This window comes from Pseudomonas sp. EA_35y_Pfl2_R5, from assembly GCF_963970805.1.
In the GTDB taxonomy this organism is placed as follows: Bacteria; Pseudomonadota; Gammaproteobacteria; order Pseudomonadales; family Pseudomonadaceae; genus Aquipseudomonas.
In genome coordinates this window covers 71,436-86,616 of sequence record NZ_CAXAOW010000013.1, presented here as the reverse complement: position 1 = coordinate 86,616, position 15,181 = coordinate 71,436, and the positions used below count along the sequence as shown (strand labels likewise).

Below are 15,181 nucleotides of genomic sequence, written 5' to 3'. Positions count from 1 at the left end.
CTTCGTCATTTTCGGGCGTTGATGCCGGGGATATTAGTGCGGATGCAACGTCATCCGCCCGCCGCATATGCGCGGCGCATCCCTACTCTGTAGTAGGTAGATTCCAGCCGAATAGTTCGGCGGTGTTCTGGCTGCTGGCACGGGCTAATTCTTTGGCGTTGATCCCGCGTAGCTCGGCCAACGCTGCACAGATATCAGGCAGGTATTCGGGGCTATTGCGCTGGTTGGGGTGCATGGCGGGTGCCATATCGGGTGAGTCGGTTTCCAGCACGATGGCCTCCAGCGGCAGTTGCGCCACCACCTTGCGCAGCCGCAGTGCCTGCGGCCAGGTCGGTGCGCCGCCTAGGCCGAGTTTGAAGCCGAGCTTGAGGTATTCGCGGGCTTCTTCATAACTGCCGGCGAAGGCATGGATGATGCCGCCGCGTACTGGTTTGAGGCGTTTTAGTGTGGCAATGGTCGCCGCATGGGCGCGACGTACGTGCAGCAGCGCCGGAAGTTCGAACTCAATGGCGAGCTTGAGCTGCCCCTCTAATAGCTGTTGTTGCCGCTCACGATCAAGCTGTTCGAGAAAATAGTCCAGGCCGATCTCGCCCACCGCGCAGAGCTTAGGGTGACCGGCGCAGTGTGCCAGCCAGTCACCTAGTTCACTTAGGTGTTCCGAGCGATGCTCATCGAGATACATCGGGTGTAGGCCGAAGGCGGCATACAGGCTGTCTTCGGCCTGTACCAGATCCCACAAACGCTGCCAGTTGGCTTGATGCACCCCCAGCACCACCAAGCGCTCGACGCCAAGATCGCGGCAGCGGACCAGCAGCTCGCCGCGGTCGGCATCGAAGTCGGGGAAGTCCAGATGGGTGTGGGTGTCGATCAGGCGCATGGTCTAGGGTTTGCTCAAGCAGATGGACTTTGCAGGGAGCAGGGTAGCCTATGGAAGAGCTAATTAGGGTGCGTACGAGGGCGTTGCGGCGAGATATGACGGATGCGGAACGTTGCCTCTGGTATCACTTGCGTGCCCACCGTTTTATGGGGTTGAAGTTCAAACGGCAAAAGCCCTTGGGTCGTTACATCGTGGATTTCGTGTGCCTGGAGATAGGACTGGTCATTGAATTGGATGGTGGTCAGCATGCTGAGCAGGTGGCTTATGACTTGCGGCGTGATGGTTGGTTGCGGGGGCAGGGGGTTACCGTATTGCGCTTCTGGAACCATGAGGTGCTGCTGCAAACGGATGCGGTGCTTGAGAAATTGCGGCTGTGGGTGGAGCAAAAGCAGCCCTCTCCCCCAGCCCCTCTCCCGCAAGCGGGCGAGGGGAGTTAACCGCGTAACTTGCTGGAATAGTGCTAAACCAATGCTCAGGAAACCGTTCGTATATCTACGGCCTGCTGCGTTCAGCTCCCTCTCCCGCTGGCGGGAGAGGGTTGGGGAGAGGGTGGTGCGGCTTAGTGATGCTCGCGCGTAGCTCTGAACTTCACGTCCGGCCAGCGCTCTTCCATCAGGCTCAGATTGACCCGAGTAGGTGCTAGGTAGGTGAGGTGGCCGCCGCCGTCGAGGGCAAGGTTTTCTACCGCCTTGTTGGAGAATTCCTCCAGTTTCTTCTTATCGTCGCAGTCGATCCAACGCGCCGACCACACGGTGATCGCCTCATAGCCGCACTCAACCTTGTATTCCTCTTTTAGGCGGCTGGCGACCACATCGAACTGCAGCACGCCGACCGCGCCGAGGATGATGTCGTTGCTGCGCTCGGGGAAGAACACCTGGGTTGCGCCTTCTTCGGCCAGTTGCTGTAAGCCCTGACGCAATTGCTTGGATTTCAGCGGGTCTTTCAGGCGCACACGGCGGAACAGTTCCGGGGCGAAGTGCGGAATACCGGTGAAGCCGAGGCTTTCACCTTCAGTGAAGGTATCGCCGATCTGGATGGTGCCGTGGTTGTGCAGGCCGATGATGTCGCCGGCGTAGGCTTCTTCGAGCATTTCACGTTCGCTGGAGAAGAAGGTCAGGGCGTCGCCGATGCGCACGTCCTTGCCGGTGCGCACGTGGCGCATCTTCATACCCTGGCTGTATTTGCCTGAGCAAATGCGCATAAAGGCGATGCGGTCGCGGTGCTTGGGGTCCATGTTCGCCTGGATCTTGAACACGAAGCCGCTGAATTTTTCTTCCACCGGTTCCACGGTGCGCTCGTTGGCAACACGGGCCAGTGGGCGTGGAGCCCAGTCGACCACCGCATCCAATACATGATCGACGCCGAAGTTGCCCAGCGCGGTGCCGAAAAAAACCGGGGTCAGCTGACCGTTCATAAACTCGTCTTGGTCGAACTCATGGCAGGCACCCTGGACCAGTTCTAGCTGTTCGATAAAACGCTCGTATTCGTCACCCAAGTGGGCGCGGGCTTCGTCGGAGTCGAGGTTCTGGATGATCTTGGTTTCGGTGCGCTCGTGGCCATGCCCGGCGGTGTAGACAATGATGTAGTCGTCTTTGAGGTGGTACACCCCCTTGAAGTCGCGGTAGCAGCCAATCGGCCAGGTGATCGGCGCGGCCTTGATCTTGAGGACGGCTTCAATTTCATCCAACAGCTCAATCGGGTCGCGGATGTCGCGGTCGAGTTTGTTGACGAAACTGACGATTGGCGTGTCGCGCAGGCGGCACACGTCCATCAGGGCGATGGTGCGTGGCTCAACACCCTTACCGCCGTCGAGCACCATCAGCGCGCTGTCTACTGCCGTCAGGGTGCGGTAGGTGTCTTCCGAGAAGTCTTCGTGGCCGGGGGTGTCGAGCAGGTTGATCATGTGCTCGCGGTAGGGGAACTGCATCACCGAGGTGGTGATGGAAATGCCGCGTTGTTTCTCCATCTCCATCCAGTCGGAGGTCGCATGGCGATCGGACTTACGCGACTTCACCGTACCGGCCACGGCAATCGCCTTGCCCATTAGCAGCAGCTTCTCGGTGATGGTGGTCTTACCGGCGTCCGGGTGGGAAATGATCGCGAACGTGCGGCGTTTGCCGACTTCGATGGCCTGGGTGGTCATTGTGCGGGAACCCGTCGACTGAATAGTCGGTCTGTCAAAAAAGGCGGCGATTATAACGGTAAACGTTGATCAACGCGGCGACCTGTAGTCAGAGGACAGAATCACCGTTTTTTCGCGCTTTGTGCAGCATTCCTGACGTTTTGTTTTGAATATAAAACGTTCAATCAATATGGCGACAGCGAGGATAAAAAGCACGGCATTTTTGATTGATCTCAGCCCCCCATGGCCCTAAAGTTCGCGCCCGAACGTCCATGCTGGCAACGATCCATCCGGCTCAAGTACTGACGACGAGAGACCCGCAGGGGTACTCGGCGACATGCCTTGGGAAGTAGGCGAACCAAAGTGGGGAAACTGATCAGACGTTCTGCCTGTGCGGGTTATCCGCCAGGTCTCCCTAAATGATGGGCAGCTGTCTGCTGTTGCAGCGTTTGCCTGACTAAACTGTTTTAACTGGTTCAGCCACTGGAGTCCGAGTATGTCGATCAAGGTCGAAGATTATTACGCACCCGCCACTTTTCAGCGCATGAAGGCGTTTGCCGATACCCAGGAAACCCCATTCGTGGTGATCGATACCGCGATCATCAGTCAGGCCTACGATGACCTGCGCGCCGGTTTCGAATTCGCCAAGGTGTACTACGCGGTCAAGGCCAACCCGGCGGTCGAGATCATCGACCTGCTCAAGGATAAAGGCTCCAGCTTCGACATCGCCTCGATCTATGAGCTGGACAAGGTCATGAGCCGTGGCGTCAGCGCGGATCGCATCAGCTACGGCAACACCATCAAAAAATCCAAGGACATCCGCTACTTTTACGAGAAAGGTGTGCGCCTGTTCGCCACCGACTCCGAAGCCGACCTGCGCAATATCGCCAAGGCCGCCCCGGGCGCGAAAGTTTACGTGCGCATTCTCACCGAAGGCTCGACCACGGCCGACTGGCCGCTGTCGCGCAAGTTCGGCTGCCAGACCGACATGGCCATGGACCTGTTGATCCTGGCGCGCGATCTGGGGCTGGTGCCATATGGTCTGTCGTTCCATGTGGGCTCGCAGCAGCGTGATATTTCCGTGTGGGACGCGGCGATTGCCAAGGTCAAGGTGATCTTCGAGCGCCTGAAGGAAGAAGACGGCATCGAGCTCAAGCTGATCAACATGGGGGGCGGCTTCCCGGCCAACTACATCACCCGTACCAACAGCCTGGAAACCTACGCTGAGGAAATCATCCGCTTCCTCAAGGAAGACTTCGGCGACGATCTGCCGGAAATTATCCTGGAGCCGGGTCGCTCGCTGATTGCCAACGCCGGCGTGTTGGTCAGTGAAGTGGTGTTGGTGGCGCGCAAGTCGCGCACTGCGGTTGAGCGCTGGGTGTATGTCGATGTGGGCATGTTCAGCGGCCTGATCGAAACCATGGGCGAGGCGATCAAGTTTCCGCTCTACACCGAGAAGAAGGGCGAGATGGAAGAGGTGGTGATTGCGGGCCCGACCTGCGACAGCGCCGACATCATGTACGAGAACTACAAGTACGGCCTGCCGCTCAATCTGGCCATTGGTGACCGTGTGTATTGGCTGTCGACCGGCGCTTACACCACCAGCTACAGCGCGGTTGAGTTCAACGGCTTTCCGCCGCTGAAGTCGTTCTACTTGTAAGGCTTCGTCACTCAATAAAGACCCGTCTTTGGACGGGTCTTTGCGTTCTGGGGGAGATGTGGCGAAAAGTTCCCTCACGAAGCAAAATAATTCTTGATTGATAATAATTATTAAATAGAATCACGCCTCGTTTCTAACTGGGGGTGATTATCATGAGCAAGCGTGGCACTCGAGCCGGCACACTGCCGCAGCGTCGTCTACTGGCAACAGCCGTCGGTCTGGCTGCTGCATCCTGGGCTGGCAGCGGTTTTGCGGCGCAAGAGGCCACCGCGCAGAAAGATATCGTCGAGCTGGGTAGCGTGACGGTCAAAGGCGAGCAGGAGCAAGGCTATAAAGTCGACCAAGCCTCGTCGCCGAAGTACACCGCGCCGCTGCTTGATACCCCGCAAACCATCACCGTGATCCCCCAGGAATTGATCCAGGAGCAGAACGCTCTTAGCCTGCGCCAGGTGCTGTCCAACGTCTCCGGTATTACCTTCGGTGCGGGAGAGGGTGGTAACTACGGCGATAGCATCAATATTCGCGGCTTCAGTGCCACCAACAACCTGATGGTCGATGGCCTGCGCGACAGCGCCAACATGACCCGCTCCGACATGTTCAATTTGGAAATGGTTGAGGTGGTTAAAGGCCCTAGTTCGGTGTATGCCGGCGCTGGCGCGACAGCGGGTTCGATCAACATGGTCAGTAAGACCCCCGGTCTGCGTGCGCGTAACAGCCTGCAGGCTGGCATCGGTACCGACGGCTATCATCGTCTGGCTGCAGACATCAACCAGCCGCTGGACGGTATCGACGGCGCGGCCTTTCGCCTCAACCTGATGGCCCACGAAAACGATGTTGCCGGTCGCGAGCAGATCAATTACGAACGGTGGGGGATCGCCCCGTCTGTGGCCTTCGGCCTGGGCACCCCAACCCGTCTGACCCTCAGCTACCTGCACCAGTCCGATCAGAATCTGCCGGAATACGGCCTGCCCGCGATTGCCGGCAAGGTGCTGGATGGCGTTGACCGTGACGACTACTTCGGCTTCCGCAATATCGATACCGAAGAGGTCGACGTCGACTCCTTCACCGTCAAGGTCGAGCACGACTTTAACGATCTGGTCAGCCTGAACAGCATCACCCGTTACAGCGAAACCGACAATCGCACCGTGACCACCCGTAGCTACGTGCAGACCGTGGGCGCCGGCATCGGTGATGGTCAGTACAAGTACCGTTCGGGTACCGGTAACGGCCGCGACACCACCACCAAGTTGGCGATCAACCAGACCAACCTGGTGTGGAACTTCGCCACCGGCTTTATCGACCACTCGTTGGTCACCGGTGTTGAGGTGTCTCGCGAAACGATCGATAAGACCAACTTCAGCAACAACCTGGACCTGAGCCCGGTTTACGACCTGGACAGCCCTCCCGGCTATTACCGCGGCCCGCGCAACAAGACCGACACCTCGACGCTGGATGCCGAGCTGACCGACCAGGCGCTGTATGTGTTCGACACCTTGGCCCTGAGCGAGCAGTGGGACTTGTCCCTGGGCGCGCGCTGGGAACGCTATGAAGGCAACAACGACACCCACACCATCGCCACCGGTAGCGATGTAAAGCTGGAATCGTCCGACGAGATGCTGAGCGGGCGTGTTGGCCTGGCCTTCAAACCGGTAGAGAACGGTACGATCTATGTGGCCTGGGGCAACTCTTACAACCCTTCGGCACAAGCGCTTGCCACTACCGGCACGGGGCTGAATGCAGGCAACGAGAATCTCGATCCGGAAAAGAACGAGACGTGGGAGTTGGGTACCAAGTGGGAGTTGCTGGATCAGCGCTTGGCGCTTAACGCGGCCATCTTCCGTGTCGACAAAACCAACGGGCGTGTCGAGCTGGATGACGGCTCCTACGAGTTGCAGGGCGAGCAGCGCGTCGAAGGTTTCGAGCTGGGCGCTTCCGGCAAAATCACCGACAAGTGGCAGGCTTTTGCTTCCTACACCCAGTTAAGCAGCGAGATTCTCAAGGCCGCTCCGGGTGAGGACGAGGTGCAGGAAGGTCAGGCTCTGGCCAATACCCCGCCACGCTCGTTCAGCCTGTGGACCAGCTACCAGTTGCCGGCTGATTTCGAGGTGGGTTACGGCGCGCAGTTTGTTGACGAACGCAACGTGGCCGTGTCGACTGCTGACACCCCGCCGCAGGCCAGTCGCGCCAAGATCGATTCCTACTGGGTACATGGCGCCATGCTCGGCTATCAGGCCAGCAAGGAGCTGCACCTGCAGCTGAACGTCAACAACCTGTTCGACGAGGAGTACTACGACCGCGTACGCACCAGTAACGGTACGGGCAGCAACTCGGGGGGGGTGGTTCCCGGCGATGGCCGTTCGGCTGTGCTGAGCGCCAACTACACCTTCTAACGCTTAGCTGTTCACCCTGAGCCCCGCCTGTGCGGGGCTTTGGCTTATCAGGAGAAACGCCAGATGATGGTGCACATTCCCCGGGTGCTGAGCCCGGAGCAGGTTGCCGAATGCCGGCAGTTGTTGCAGCAGGCGAGCTGGGTCGATGGCAAGGTCACTGCCGGGTTCCAGTCGGCCATGGCCAAGGATAACCTGCAATTACCGCAGGACAGCCCCGCAGCCCAAGCCATGGGCGAGATGATCCTCGCGGCGTTGTCGCGCCACCCGTTGTTTATCTCGGCGGCGCTGCCGCACAAGGTGTTTCCGCCGTTGTTCAACTGCTACCAGGGCGGCCAATCGTTTGGCTTGCACGTGGATAACGCGGTGCGTGAAGTGCGGGCCACGGGGGAAAAGATTCGCACCGATCTGTCGGCGACCTTGTTCTTCACCAGCCCCGATGAGTACGACGGTGGCGAGTTGGTGGTGGAAGACACCTACGGTGCGCACAACGTCAAGTTACCGGCCGGTGATCTGATTCTCTACCCCTCCACCAGCCTGCATCGGGTTAACCCGGTAACCCGTGGGGCGCGGGTCTGTTCGTTCTTCTGGCTGCAGAGCATGGTCCGTGACGATGGCCAGCGCAGTGTGCTGTTCGACCTCGATAACAGTATTCAACAGGTCAACCAGGCGTTGGGTGCAGGTCATGCCAGCAGCGTGCAGCTGACCGGGGTGTACCACAACCTGCTACGGCGCTGGGCTGATCTGTAGGGCGGATCGTTTGCCAAGGCACCACGTACAAGTCGTTCTTAAATAGCATCGCGGCGCAGTGATCTCAGCTGTCAGCGCCGCTTCTGTCAGGTGTATCTACGTGTTAAAGAAAGCGCTGTTTCAGCTGCACTGGTTGTTCGGCATCACTGCCGGTCTGGTGCTGGCCCTGATGGGGGTGACGGGTGCGGCCTATTCGTTCCAGGACGAATTGATGCGCGCTCTCAATCCCGATGTGTTGCAGGTCGAGGTGCGTGACAGTGGCGTACTGTCGCCGGCCGCGCTGGTACCCAAGCTTGAGGCAGCCAGCCAGCAGCGGGTCGTCGGCCTGTGGTTGGATGTGCAGGGTGAGCGTGCCGCGCGGGTGTTTTTCGCGCCGCCGCCGGGCGAGCGCCGTGGACCGTCGCGCTACTTCGATGCCTACAGTGGCGAGCTGCTCGGTGAGCCGCGTGGGCAGGATTTCTTCGATCTGATGCTGAAGCTGCACCGCTTTCTCGCCATGGGCGATTACGGCAAGCAGATCACCGCGGCCAGCACCCTGATCCTGGTGTTCTTCTGCTTGTCGGGGCTGTACCTGCGCTGGCCACGTCAGGCCAGCAGCTGGCGCGCCTGGCTGACTCTGGACTGGGCGCGCAAAGGTCGCAGTTTCAACTGGGATTTGCATGCGGTGGCCGGTACCTGGTGCCTGGCGTTGTACTTGCTGGCCGCGTTGACCGGGCTGTATTGGTCGTATGACTGGTACCGTGAAGGTGCAACCGCCTTGTTGAGTGCTGAGTCGGGCGATCAGAAACGCGGTGGCAAACGCGGCCCGCCGCCGGTAGGGGAGCTGCCACCGGTCAATTACCTGGCGGTGTGGGACGGCCTGCAACGTGCCGCTGGAAACCAGTTGAGCAGCTACAATCTGCGCTTTCCGCCGGTCACCGGGCAGCCGGCGACGGTGTTCTATCTGCGTGATGACGCCGCGCATGATCGTGCCTTTAACCAACTCAGCCTGGATGCGCAAAGCGGCGCGGTGAAGCAGCATAAACGCTATGACCAGCAGGCCTTTGGCGATCAGTTGCTGACCAGCATCTATGCCCTGCATGTGGGCAGCTACTTCGGCCTGACCGGGCGCATCCTGATGTTCCTCGCCAGCCTGAGCATGCCGCTGTTCGCCATCACCGGTTGGCTGCTCTACCTCGACCGTCGGCGCAAGAAGCGTGCGATGTTGCATGCGCGTGGTGCCTTGCAGCCGAGCACAGGGCAGGGCGATGGCTGGTTGATCGGCTTTGCCAGCCAGAGCGGCTTCGCCGAGCAACTGGCCTGGCAAACCGCAGGGCAGTTGCAGGCCGCCGGCCTGGCCGTCAGTGTGCAGCCCTTGGCCAAACTCAATGAACAGGTGCTGCGCCAGGCCAGCAACGCGCTGTTTGTGCTCAGCACCTTTGGCGATGGCGAGGCGCCGGACAGCGCGCGCGGCTTCGAGCGCAAGTTGCTGGGCCAGGCCCTGGATCTACCGCAACTGCGTTACGCCGTGCTCGCCCTTGGTGATCGCCAGTATCAGCACTTCTGCGGCTTTGCCCTGCGGGTGCAGGACTGGTTAGCGCGGCAGGGCGCACGCAGCCTGTTCGATGCGGTGCAGGTAGATGCCGCCGATACAGCGGCGCTGGCCAGCTGGCAGCGCCAACTCAGTGAGCTGACTGGCGCCCAACCGCTGCAGCAGGGCGAAACACCCTATGGCCTATGGACGCTGACGCGCCGCGAACTGCTCAATCCGGGCAGCCAGGGCGCACCGACCTATCTGCTGGCGTTGCGTGCTGAACAGCCGACTAACTGGAATGCCGGCGATATTCTCGAAGTGCCGCCGCGTCACAGCGACGCCACCGTGCAGGCCTGGTTGCAGGCCCATGCGCTGGACGGCAGCCAGACGGTCAGCCTCGATGGCCTGACGCAATCGCTGCAGCAGGCGCTGCGCGGCAAGCAGCTACCCGAGCAGTTCACCCATCTGGTCGGTCTGCACGCCCAGGCTCTGCTCGATGCACTGGTACCGTTGGCCGCTCGCGAATATTCCATCGCTTCCTTGCCCAGCGACGGCGAGCTGGAACTGATCGTGCGTCAGGAACGGCATCCCGACGGCTTGTTGGGCCTCGGCTCCGGTTGGCTGACCGCAGGCGCGGCGCTGCACGGCCAGTTGCTGGCGCGGGTGCGGCGAAATAGCGCTTTCCACGCGCCGGAAGATGCGCGGCCACTGATCCTAATCGGCAATGGCACTGGCCTGGCCGGGTTGCGCAGCCTGCTCAAGGCGCGGATCGTCGCTGGGCATACCGCTAACTGGCTGCTGTTCGGCGAGCGCAATGCGGCGCATGACTTCTATTGCCAGAACGAGCTGCAGGGCTGGCTGGCCTCAGGCGAGCTGGCGCGCCTGGACCTGGCCTTCTCCCGCGATCAGGCGACCAAGGTCTACGTGCAGGATCGCCTGCGTGACGCCGCTGAACACCTGCGCACGTGGCTGAATGACGGCGCCGCAATCTACGTCTGCGGCAGCCTCGAAGGCATGGCGGCCGGGGTGGATCATGTACTGCATGAGCTGCTGGGCGAAGCCGGGGTCAACGCGCTGCGCGAAGAGGGCCGTTATCGTCGCGACGTGTATTGAGTGGCATGCATCAACAGGATGTTTTTGAATCAACCAATGGAGCGTTTTGCATGAAAGTAGCCGTCACGATAACCCTGAGCGCCGTTGTTCTTTCTGGCTGCGCAAGCCATTCGGTAAGCCCTGAGCCTGCCGACGAGTTGGCGCGACAAGGTCATAAGCTGGCCGAGCAGGGGCGCACCCAGGCGGCAGCCAAGGTGCTTAATCAGGCCCTGGCACTCGATCCGCAACATGCCGGCGCGCGTTTTGATCGGGGGCAGATTCTGCTGAGCCAGGGACAGGTGCAGCAAGCCCTGGCCGATCTCGATCAGGCCGTAGCGCGGCAGCCAAACAACCCACGCTATCTCGGCGCGCGCTGTGTCGCGCAGGTTGTTGCCGCTCCCGCCCGGGCTGACTTGGCCGATTGCAACAAGGCACTGGCACAGCCTGGCAAGCAGGAAATTGCGCTAATCGCGCGTGGGCAAGCGTATCTGGCGCTGCAGCGCGATCAAGACGCATTGGCAGATTTTGAAGCTGCACTGACGAAAAACCCGATAAGCATGCGTGCCTTGTATGGGCGTGGCGTGGCCCGTCAGCGGTTGGGCGACAGTGATGGCCTGGATGATCGGCAATTGGCAGTGTCCAGACTGCCAGGAGCTGGCCGCGAGTATGGCGTTCCTGCATTGCAGTGAGGGCATTGCCTGCTGGCCTTTGCTGCTTACACCCGCACTCATACCATTGAATACAGGGTGTGACGTTCCGTGCACATAGCGGCAATCACAAGCCCAAATGGCACCCGGGCTGGTGCCGTTCGTCCTCCAGCTCTAAGCTTGTGGGCATGAAAAGAATCCTGCTGAACTGCGATATGGGTGAAAGCTTCGGCGTGTGGACCATGGGCGATGACGTGAATGCCATGCCGCTGATTGATCAGGCCAACCTGGCGTGCGGCTTTCATGCTTCCGACCCGATGACCATGCAACGCACCGTCGCCCTGGCGGTACAGCATGGGGTGAGCATTGGTGCGCACCCGGCCTATCCGGATCTGCTCGGTTTCGGCCGTCGGCATATCGCCTGCTCGCCAGAGGAGGTCACCGCGCTGGTGCTGTATCAGCTTGGTGCGCTGGAGGCTTTCTGCCGCGCCGCCGGCACCCAGCTGGCTTACGTCAAACCCCATGGTGCGCTGTACAACGATCTGGTGCGCGATGATGCGCTGTTCAACGCGGTGCTTGAGGCCTGCGCCAGTTACCGCAAAGGCTTGCCGTTGATGGTGCTGGCGCTGGCCGATAACAGCCGTGAGCTGCAGCTGGCCGATACGGCTGACGTGCCGCTGATGTTCGAGGCCTTTGCTGATCGCGCCTACCTGGCCGATGGTCAGTTGGCGCCCCGACGCCTGAGTGGCGCGGTGCACCATGATCCGCAGCGGATATTCCAGCAAGCGTTGTCGATTGCCCGGGGCGAGCCGTTTGCCGATATCGATGGCAAGCCGCTGCAACTGCGCGCCGACAGCCTCTGCGTACATGGCGACAACGCCGATTCCCTGGCCGTATTGCGGCGTTTGCGGGCCAGCCTGGACACCCTATGATCCGCCTCGAACCGGCCGGTGCCGAAGCGCTGCTGCTGGTGCTGGCCGAACAGCCGGATGCACAGCTGCCGCAACGTATCGCATTACTGGCCGAGCGTATTCGTGGCGAGTTGGGGGCGGTGCTCACCGACCTAGTGCCAGGCTGGACCAGCCTGCTGCTGCACTACGACCTGATGCGCACTGATCACCTGGAACTGGCCGAACGGCTCAAGCCGCTGCTGGAGCGCTGGCTGGCCGAGCCCTTTGTCGCGCAGGTCGGGCGGCTGCATGAAATCCCCATTTTGTATAACGGTGAAGACCTTGCCGAGGTCGCCCAGCTTTGTCGCCTGAGTAGCGCTCAGGTGATTGAACTGCATGCGGCGGCCGAGTACCGCGTCGGCGCGATTGGTTTTGCCCCAGGCTTTGCCTATCTAGGAGAGCTGGATGCGCGCCTGGCATTGCCGCGCCGAGCCACCCCGCGCATCGCCGTACCGGCCGGTAGCCTGGCGATTGCCGAGCGGCAGACCGCGATTTACCCGCACCGCTCGCCCGGCGGCTGGCACCTGATCGGCCGTTGCCCCTGGTCGCTGTTCGACGCCGCGCAAACGCCGCCATGCCCGCTGGTACTGGGTGATCGGGTGCGTTTTCGCAGCATCGATGAGCGCGATTTTATCCGCGAAGGCGGTCAGTTATGAGCGGCCTGCGGGTGCTCAAACCAGGGCCGCAAAGCCTGCTGCAGGATGCCGGGCGACAGGGCTGGCAACATCTGGGCGTATCACCCGCCGGGCCGCTGGACTGGCATGGCGCGGCCTGGGCCAATCATCTGCTGAACAATTCCTGGGGCACGCCGCTGCTGGAAATCGCCCTGGGCGGCGTCGAGTTGCAGGCGGAGGTCGACACCTGGGTGGCGGTGTGCGGCGCGCAGGTGCCGCTGAGCCTGGATGATCAGCCGCAGCCGCTCTGGACGCGCCTGCCATTGCGTAAAGGCCAACTGCTGCGTCTGGGCTTTGCCCGCAGTGGTCAGCGCGCCTATCTGGCGGTGGCGGGCGGCCTTATTGCCGCACCGCTGCTGGGCAGCGTCAGCGTGCAGCTGCGCGAAGGGTTAGGACAGGCGCTGCAGGCAGGGGATCTGCTGGCCTGTCGGCCTGCGCATTTCACCCGCAGTGTCAGCGTACCCTGGCCCTATCTGCCGGATTACCGCTGCAAACCCTTGCTGCGGGTGATTACCGGGGGCGATGCGGCAAGTTTCGAGGAGGACCAGTTGCAGGGCTTTTTCGCCCAGACCTGGCAGCTCAGCCCGCACTCCGATCGCATGGGCGCGCGGCTGCTCGGCGAGGCCGTGCAACCGCCCGTGCGGCAATGGTCGTTGGGCGTTGGCCGTGGCGCGATTCAGGTGCCGCCGGATGGTCAGCCGATCATCCTGCAGGCCGACTACCAGAGCATGGGCGGTTACCCGCTGCTCGGTTGGCTGCACCCGCTCGATCAGGGGCGCCTGGCGCAATGCCCGGCGCACCATCCGCTGCGCTTTACCCCGGTCAGCATCGGCGACGCGCAGGCTGAGCTGCGCGAGTTCTATCGATTCTTTCGCCGGATATAGGCGCTTTTGTAGGGTGGATGACGTTGTTTTCATCCACCACAGGATCGACATGGTGGATGGGTGAAGTGTCATCCACCCTACGCGTTAGCTGTCTCTATAGCGTCTTGGCCATACGGCTGGCCAACAACGCCCAGGCAAATAGCAGCAGACAGATAATCAGCATCGGCCAGCCGCGCCAGTACAGGTAAGGCGTGAGCCCCTGCATCGGTTGTACCTGGCCGTAGAGGACCGCCTGTTCGAACTGCGGCAGCTGCGTGGTGATCTGGCCTTGCGGGTCGATCAGCGCGGTGACGCCATTGTTGGTTGCGCGGATCATCCAGCGGCCGGCTTCCAGGGCGCGCATCTGCGCCATCTGCAGGTGTTGCAGCGGGCCGATGGAGCGGCCAAACCAGGTGTCGTTGCTGATGGTCAGTAGCAGGTCGCTCTGCGCAGCCAGGCTGGCGGAAAACTCCGGGTAGACCACTTCGTAGCAGATAAACGCGGCAATCGCGTGCCCCTTGGCTTGCAGCAGATTCTGCTCGGCAGAGCCGCGGGCGAAGTCGGACATCGGCAGGTCGAAGAAGGCGATCAGACCGCGCAGCACTTCCTGCAAGGGCACGTATTCGCCGAAGGGCACCAGCTTCTGCTTGAGGTAGTCGCCGCTGCCCTGGCCGACCACGCTGATGCCGTTGTAGTAGCGCTGCTCGCCGCGCTCGTTGCTTTGGCGAATCGGCACGCCGGTAATCAGCGCGGCATTTCGCTCATTGGCAAAGCGGTTGATCATGCCCAGGTAACCCTGGGCGCGGTCCTTGAGCACCGGAATGGCGGTTTCCGGCCAGACGATCAGGTCGGTCGGCTTGGCGCTGAAGGTCATGTCGCGGTACAGCGCGAGCTGCGCGTTGAGCTGCTCGGGGTCCCACTTCATGTTCTGTTCGATATTGCCCTGCATGGCCGACACGCTCAGCGCTTCGCCCAGCGGCTGGGTCCAGGCGTGACCCTTGAGGGCAAGACCGGCGATCCATGGCGCGACTAACAGCATCACGCCGATGGCGAGAAACGCCTTGCGCGCACGCAGTTGCGCCAGATTCACCAGCAGCGCGGCGCTCAGCGCCAAGGCAAACGACAGCAGCCACACGCCGCCCACCGGGGCCAATCCCGCCAGCGGGCCATCCAGTTGGCTGTAACCGGCGTATAGCCAGGGAAAGCCGGTGAGAAACCAGCTGCGGAAAGCTTCCTGCGCCAGCCACAGGGCGGCGAAGGCCAGGGCATCGGCGAGCGGCGCTTCAACCCGGCGTAGCCAGCGCGTCCAGACCCAGGCACTGAGGGCGAACAGCAGGCCGAGGCCGCCGACAAAAAGCAGGGTCAGAAAGACCGCCAGGGGCGGCGAGGCCGCGCCGTAATCGTGAATGCTTACGTACACCCAGCTGGTACCAGCGGCGAACAGGCCGAAGCCATAACTCCAGCCCCGCAGCACCGCCTGGCGCGGCGTGAGGTCACGCAGACCGAGGTAGAACAGGGCGATGGAGAGGATGGCCAGCGGCCACAAATCGTAAGGCGCCAGCGCCAGGGGCGTGATAGCGCCCGCGAGCAGGGTGATCAGGTTGCCGGGCCAGCCAGGTCGGGTTATCCAGTGCATTGCATGCAGG

At 61.5% G+C, this 15,181-nt stretch carries 12 protein-coding genes; 9 read left to right on the top strand and 3 right to left on the bottom strand.

Going from position 1 to position 15,181, the window contains the following annotated elements; all coding sequences use genetic code 11:
• Window positions 1-82: 82 nt before the first annotated feature.
• Complete coding sequence (locus AACX99_RS18360) at window positions 83-877, bottom strand: TatD family hydrolase (protein WP_339413873.1); 795 nt, start codon at window positions 875-877, stop codon at window positions 83-85.
• 50 nt (window positions 878-927) lie between these two features.
• Between AACX99_RS18360 and AACX99_RS18355 the strand changes: the two genes are divergently transcribed.
• On the top strand, window positions 928-1,314 hold the full coding sequence (locus AACX99_RS18355; protein ID WP_339413872.1) for an endonuclease domain-containing protein: 387 nt from the start codon (window positions 928-930) through the stop codon (window positions 1,312-1,314).
• A gap of 122 nt (window positions 1,315-1,436) precedes the next feature.
• Here the strand turns inward: AACX99_RS18355 and AACX99_RS18350 are convergent, their stop codons facing one another.
• A complete protein-coding gene (locus AACX99_RS18350; RefSeq protein WP_339413871.1) occupies window positions 1,437-3,020 on the bottom strand; it encodes a peptide chain release factor 3 in 1,584 nt (527 codons plus the stop codon).
• A gap of 475 nt (window positions 3,021-3,495) precedes the next feature.
• On the opposite strand from AACX99_RS18350, the gene AACX99_RS18345 reads away from it, so the two are divergent.
• The 8 genes from AACX99_RS18345 (at window position 3,496) to AACX99_RS18310 (ending at window position 13,556) form a co-directional block, all read left to right on the top strand.
• Window positions 3,496-4,659, top strand: a complete 1,164-nt coding sequence (locus AACX99_RS18345; protein ID WP_339413870.1) for a type III PLP-dependent enzyme — start codon at window positions 3,496-3,498, stop codon at window positions 4,657-4,659.
• A gap of 152 nt (window positions 4,660-4,811) precedes the next feature.
• Entirely contained in the window at window positions 4,812-7,049 is a 2,238-nt protein-coding gene (locus AACX99_RS18340; RefSeq protein WP_339413869.1) for a TonB-dependent receptor, read from the top strand.
• Window positions 7,050-7,112: 63 nt separating this feature from the next.
• Window positions 7,113-7,796, top strand: coding sequence for a Fe2+-dependent dioxygenase (locus AACX99_RS18335; protein WP_339413868.1), 684 nt, complete (start codon window positions 7,113-7,115; stop codon window positions 7,794-7,796).
• 100 nt (window positions 7,797-7,896) lie between these two features.
• A complete protein-coding gene (locus AACX99_RS18330) occupies window positions 7,897-10,422 on the top strand; it encodes a sulfite reductase flavoprotein subunit alpha (protein WP_339413867.1) in 2,526 nt (841 codons plus the stop codon).
• Between the two features lie 50 nt (window positions 10,423-10,472).
• Window positions 10,473-11,090: a tetratricopeptide repeat protein gene (locus AACX99_RS18325; protein ID WP_339413866.1), complete on the top strand. Its 618-nt coding sequence runs from the start codon at window positions 10,473-10,475 to the stop codon at window positions 11,088-11,090.
• 146 nt (window positions 11,091-11,236) lie between these two features.
• The gene (locus AACX99_RS18320; protein WP_339413865.1) at window positions 11,237-11,980 is read left to right on the top strand and encodes a 5-oxoprolinase subunit PxpA; all 744 of its coding nucleotides are present in this window, start codon (window positions 11,237-11,239) and stop codon (window positions 11,978-11,980) included.
• Window positions 11,977-12,654 carry a 5-oxoprolinase subunit PxpB gene (pxpB, locus tag AACX99_RS18315; RefSeq protein ID WP_339413864.1) on the top strand — a complete coding sequence of 226 codons (678 nt, stop codon included), beginning with the start codon at window positions 11,977-11,979 and terminating at the stop codon, window positions 12,652-12,654. Before AACX99_RS18320 ends, pxpB begins: the two co-directional genes overlap by 4 nt.
• A complete protein-coding gene (locus AACX99_RS18310; RefSeq protein ID WP_339413862.1) occupies window positions 12,651-13,556 on the top strand; it encodes a 5-oxoprolinase subunit C family protein in 906 nt (301 codons plus the stop codon). The genes pxpB and AACX99_RS18310 overlap by 4 nt, the downstream gene beginning before the upstream one ends.
• A gap of 94 nt (window positions 13,557-13,650) precedes the next feature.
• Here AACX99_RS18310 and lnt read toward each other — a convergent pair whose 3' ends face one another.
• Window positions 13,651-15,171: an apolipoprotein N-acyltransferase gene (gene lnt / locus AACX99_RS18305; protein ID WP_339413861.1), complete on the bottom strand. Its 1,521-nt coding sequence runs from the start codon at window positions 15,169-15,171 to the stop codon at window positions 13,651-13,653.
• Between the last annotated feature and the right edge of the window lie 10 nt (window positions 15,172-15,181).

What these genes read in the sequence shown, in the direction of transcription:
- pxpB (WP_339413864.1), top strand. Translation starts at nt 11,977, where the DNA reads ATGATCCGCCTCGAACCGGCCGGTGCCGAAGCGCTGCTGCTGGTGCTG.
- AACX99_RS18310 (WP_339413862.1), top strand. Translation starts at nt 12,651, where the DNA reads ATGAGCGGCCTGCGGGTGCTCAAACCAGGGCCGCAAAGCCTGCTGCAG.
- AACX99_RS18325 (WP_339413866.1), top strand. Translation starts at nt 10,473, where the DNA reads ATGAAAGTAGCCGTCACGATAACCCTGAGCGCCGTTGTTCTTTCTGGC.
- AACX99_RS18355 (WP_339413872.1), top strand. Translation starts at nt 928, where the DNA reads ATGGAAGAGCTAATTAGGGTGCGTACGAGGGCGTTGCGGCGAGATATG.
- AACX99_RS18345 (WP_339413870.1), top strand. Translation starts at nt 3,496, where the DNA reads ATGTCGATCAAGGTCGAAGATTATTACGCACCCGCCACTTTTCAGCGC.
- AACX99_RS18350 (WP_339413871.1), bottom strand. Translation starts at nt 3,020, where the DNA reads ATGACCACCCAGGCCATCGAAGTCGGCAAACGCCGCACGTTCGCGATC.
- AACX99_RS18320 (WP_339413865.1), top strand. Translation starts at nt 11,237, where the DNA reads ATGAAAAGAATCCTGCTGAACTGCGATATGGGTGAAAGCTTCGGCGTG.
- lnt (WP_339413861.1), bottom strand. Translation starts at nt 15,171, where the DNA reads ATGCACTGGATAACCCGACCTGGCTGGCCCGGCAACCTGATCACCCTG.
- AACX99_RS18340 (WP_339413869.1), top strand. Translation starts at nt 4,812, where the DNA reads ATGAGCAAGCGTGGCACTCGAGCCGGCACACTGCCGCAGCGTCGTCTA.
- AACX99_RS18360 (WP_339413873.1), bottom strand. Translation starts at nt 877, where the DNA reads ATGCGCCTGATCGACACCCACACCCATCTGGACTTCCCCGACTTCGAT.
- AACX99_RS18335 (WP_339413868.1), top strand. Translation starts at nt 7,113, where the DNA reads ATGATGGTGCACATTCCCCGGGTGCTGAGCCCGGAGCAGGTTGCCGAA.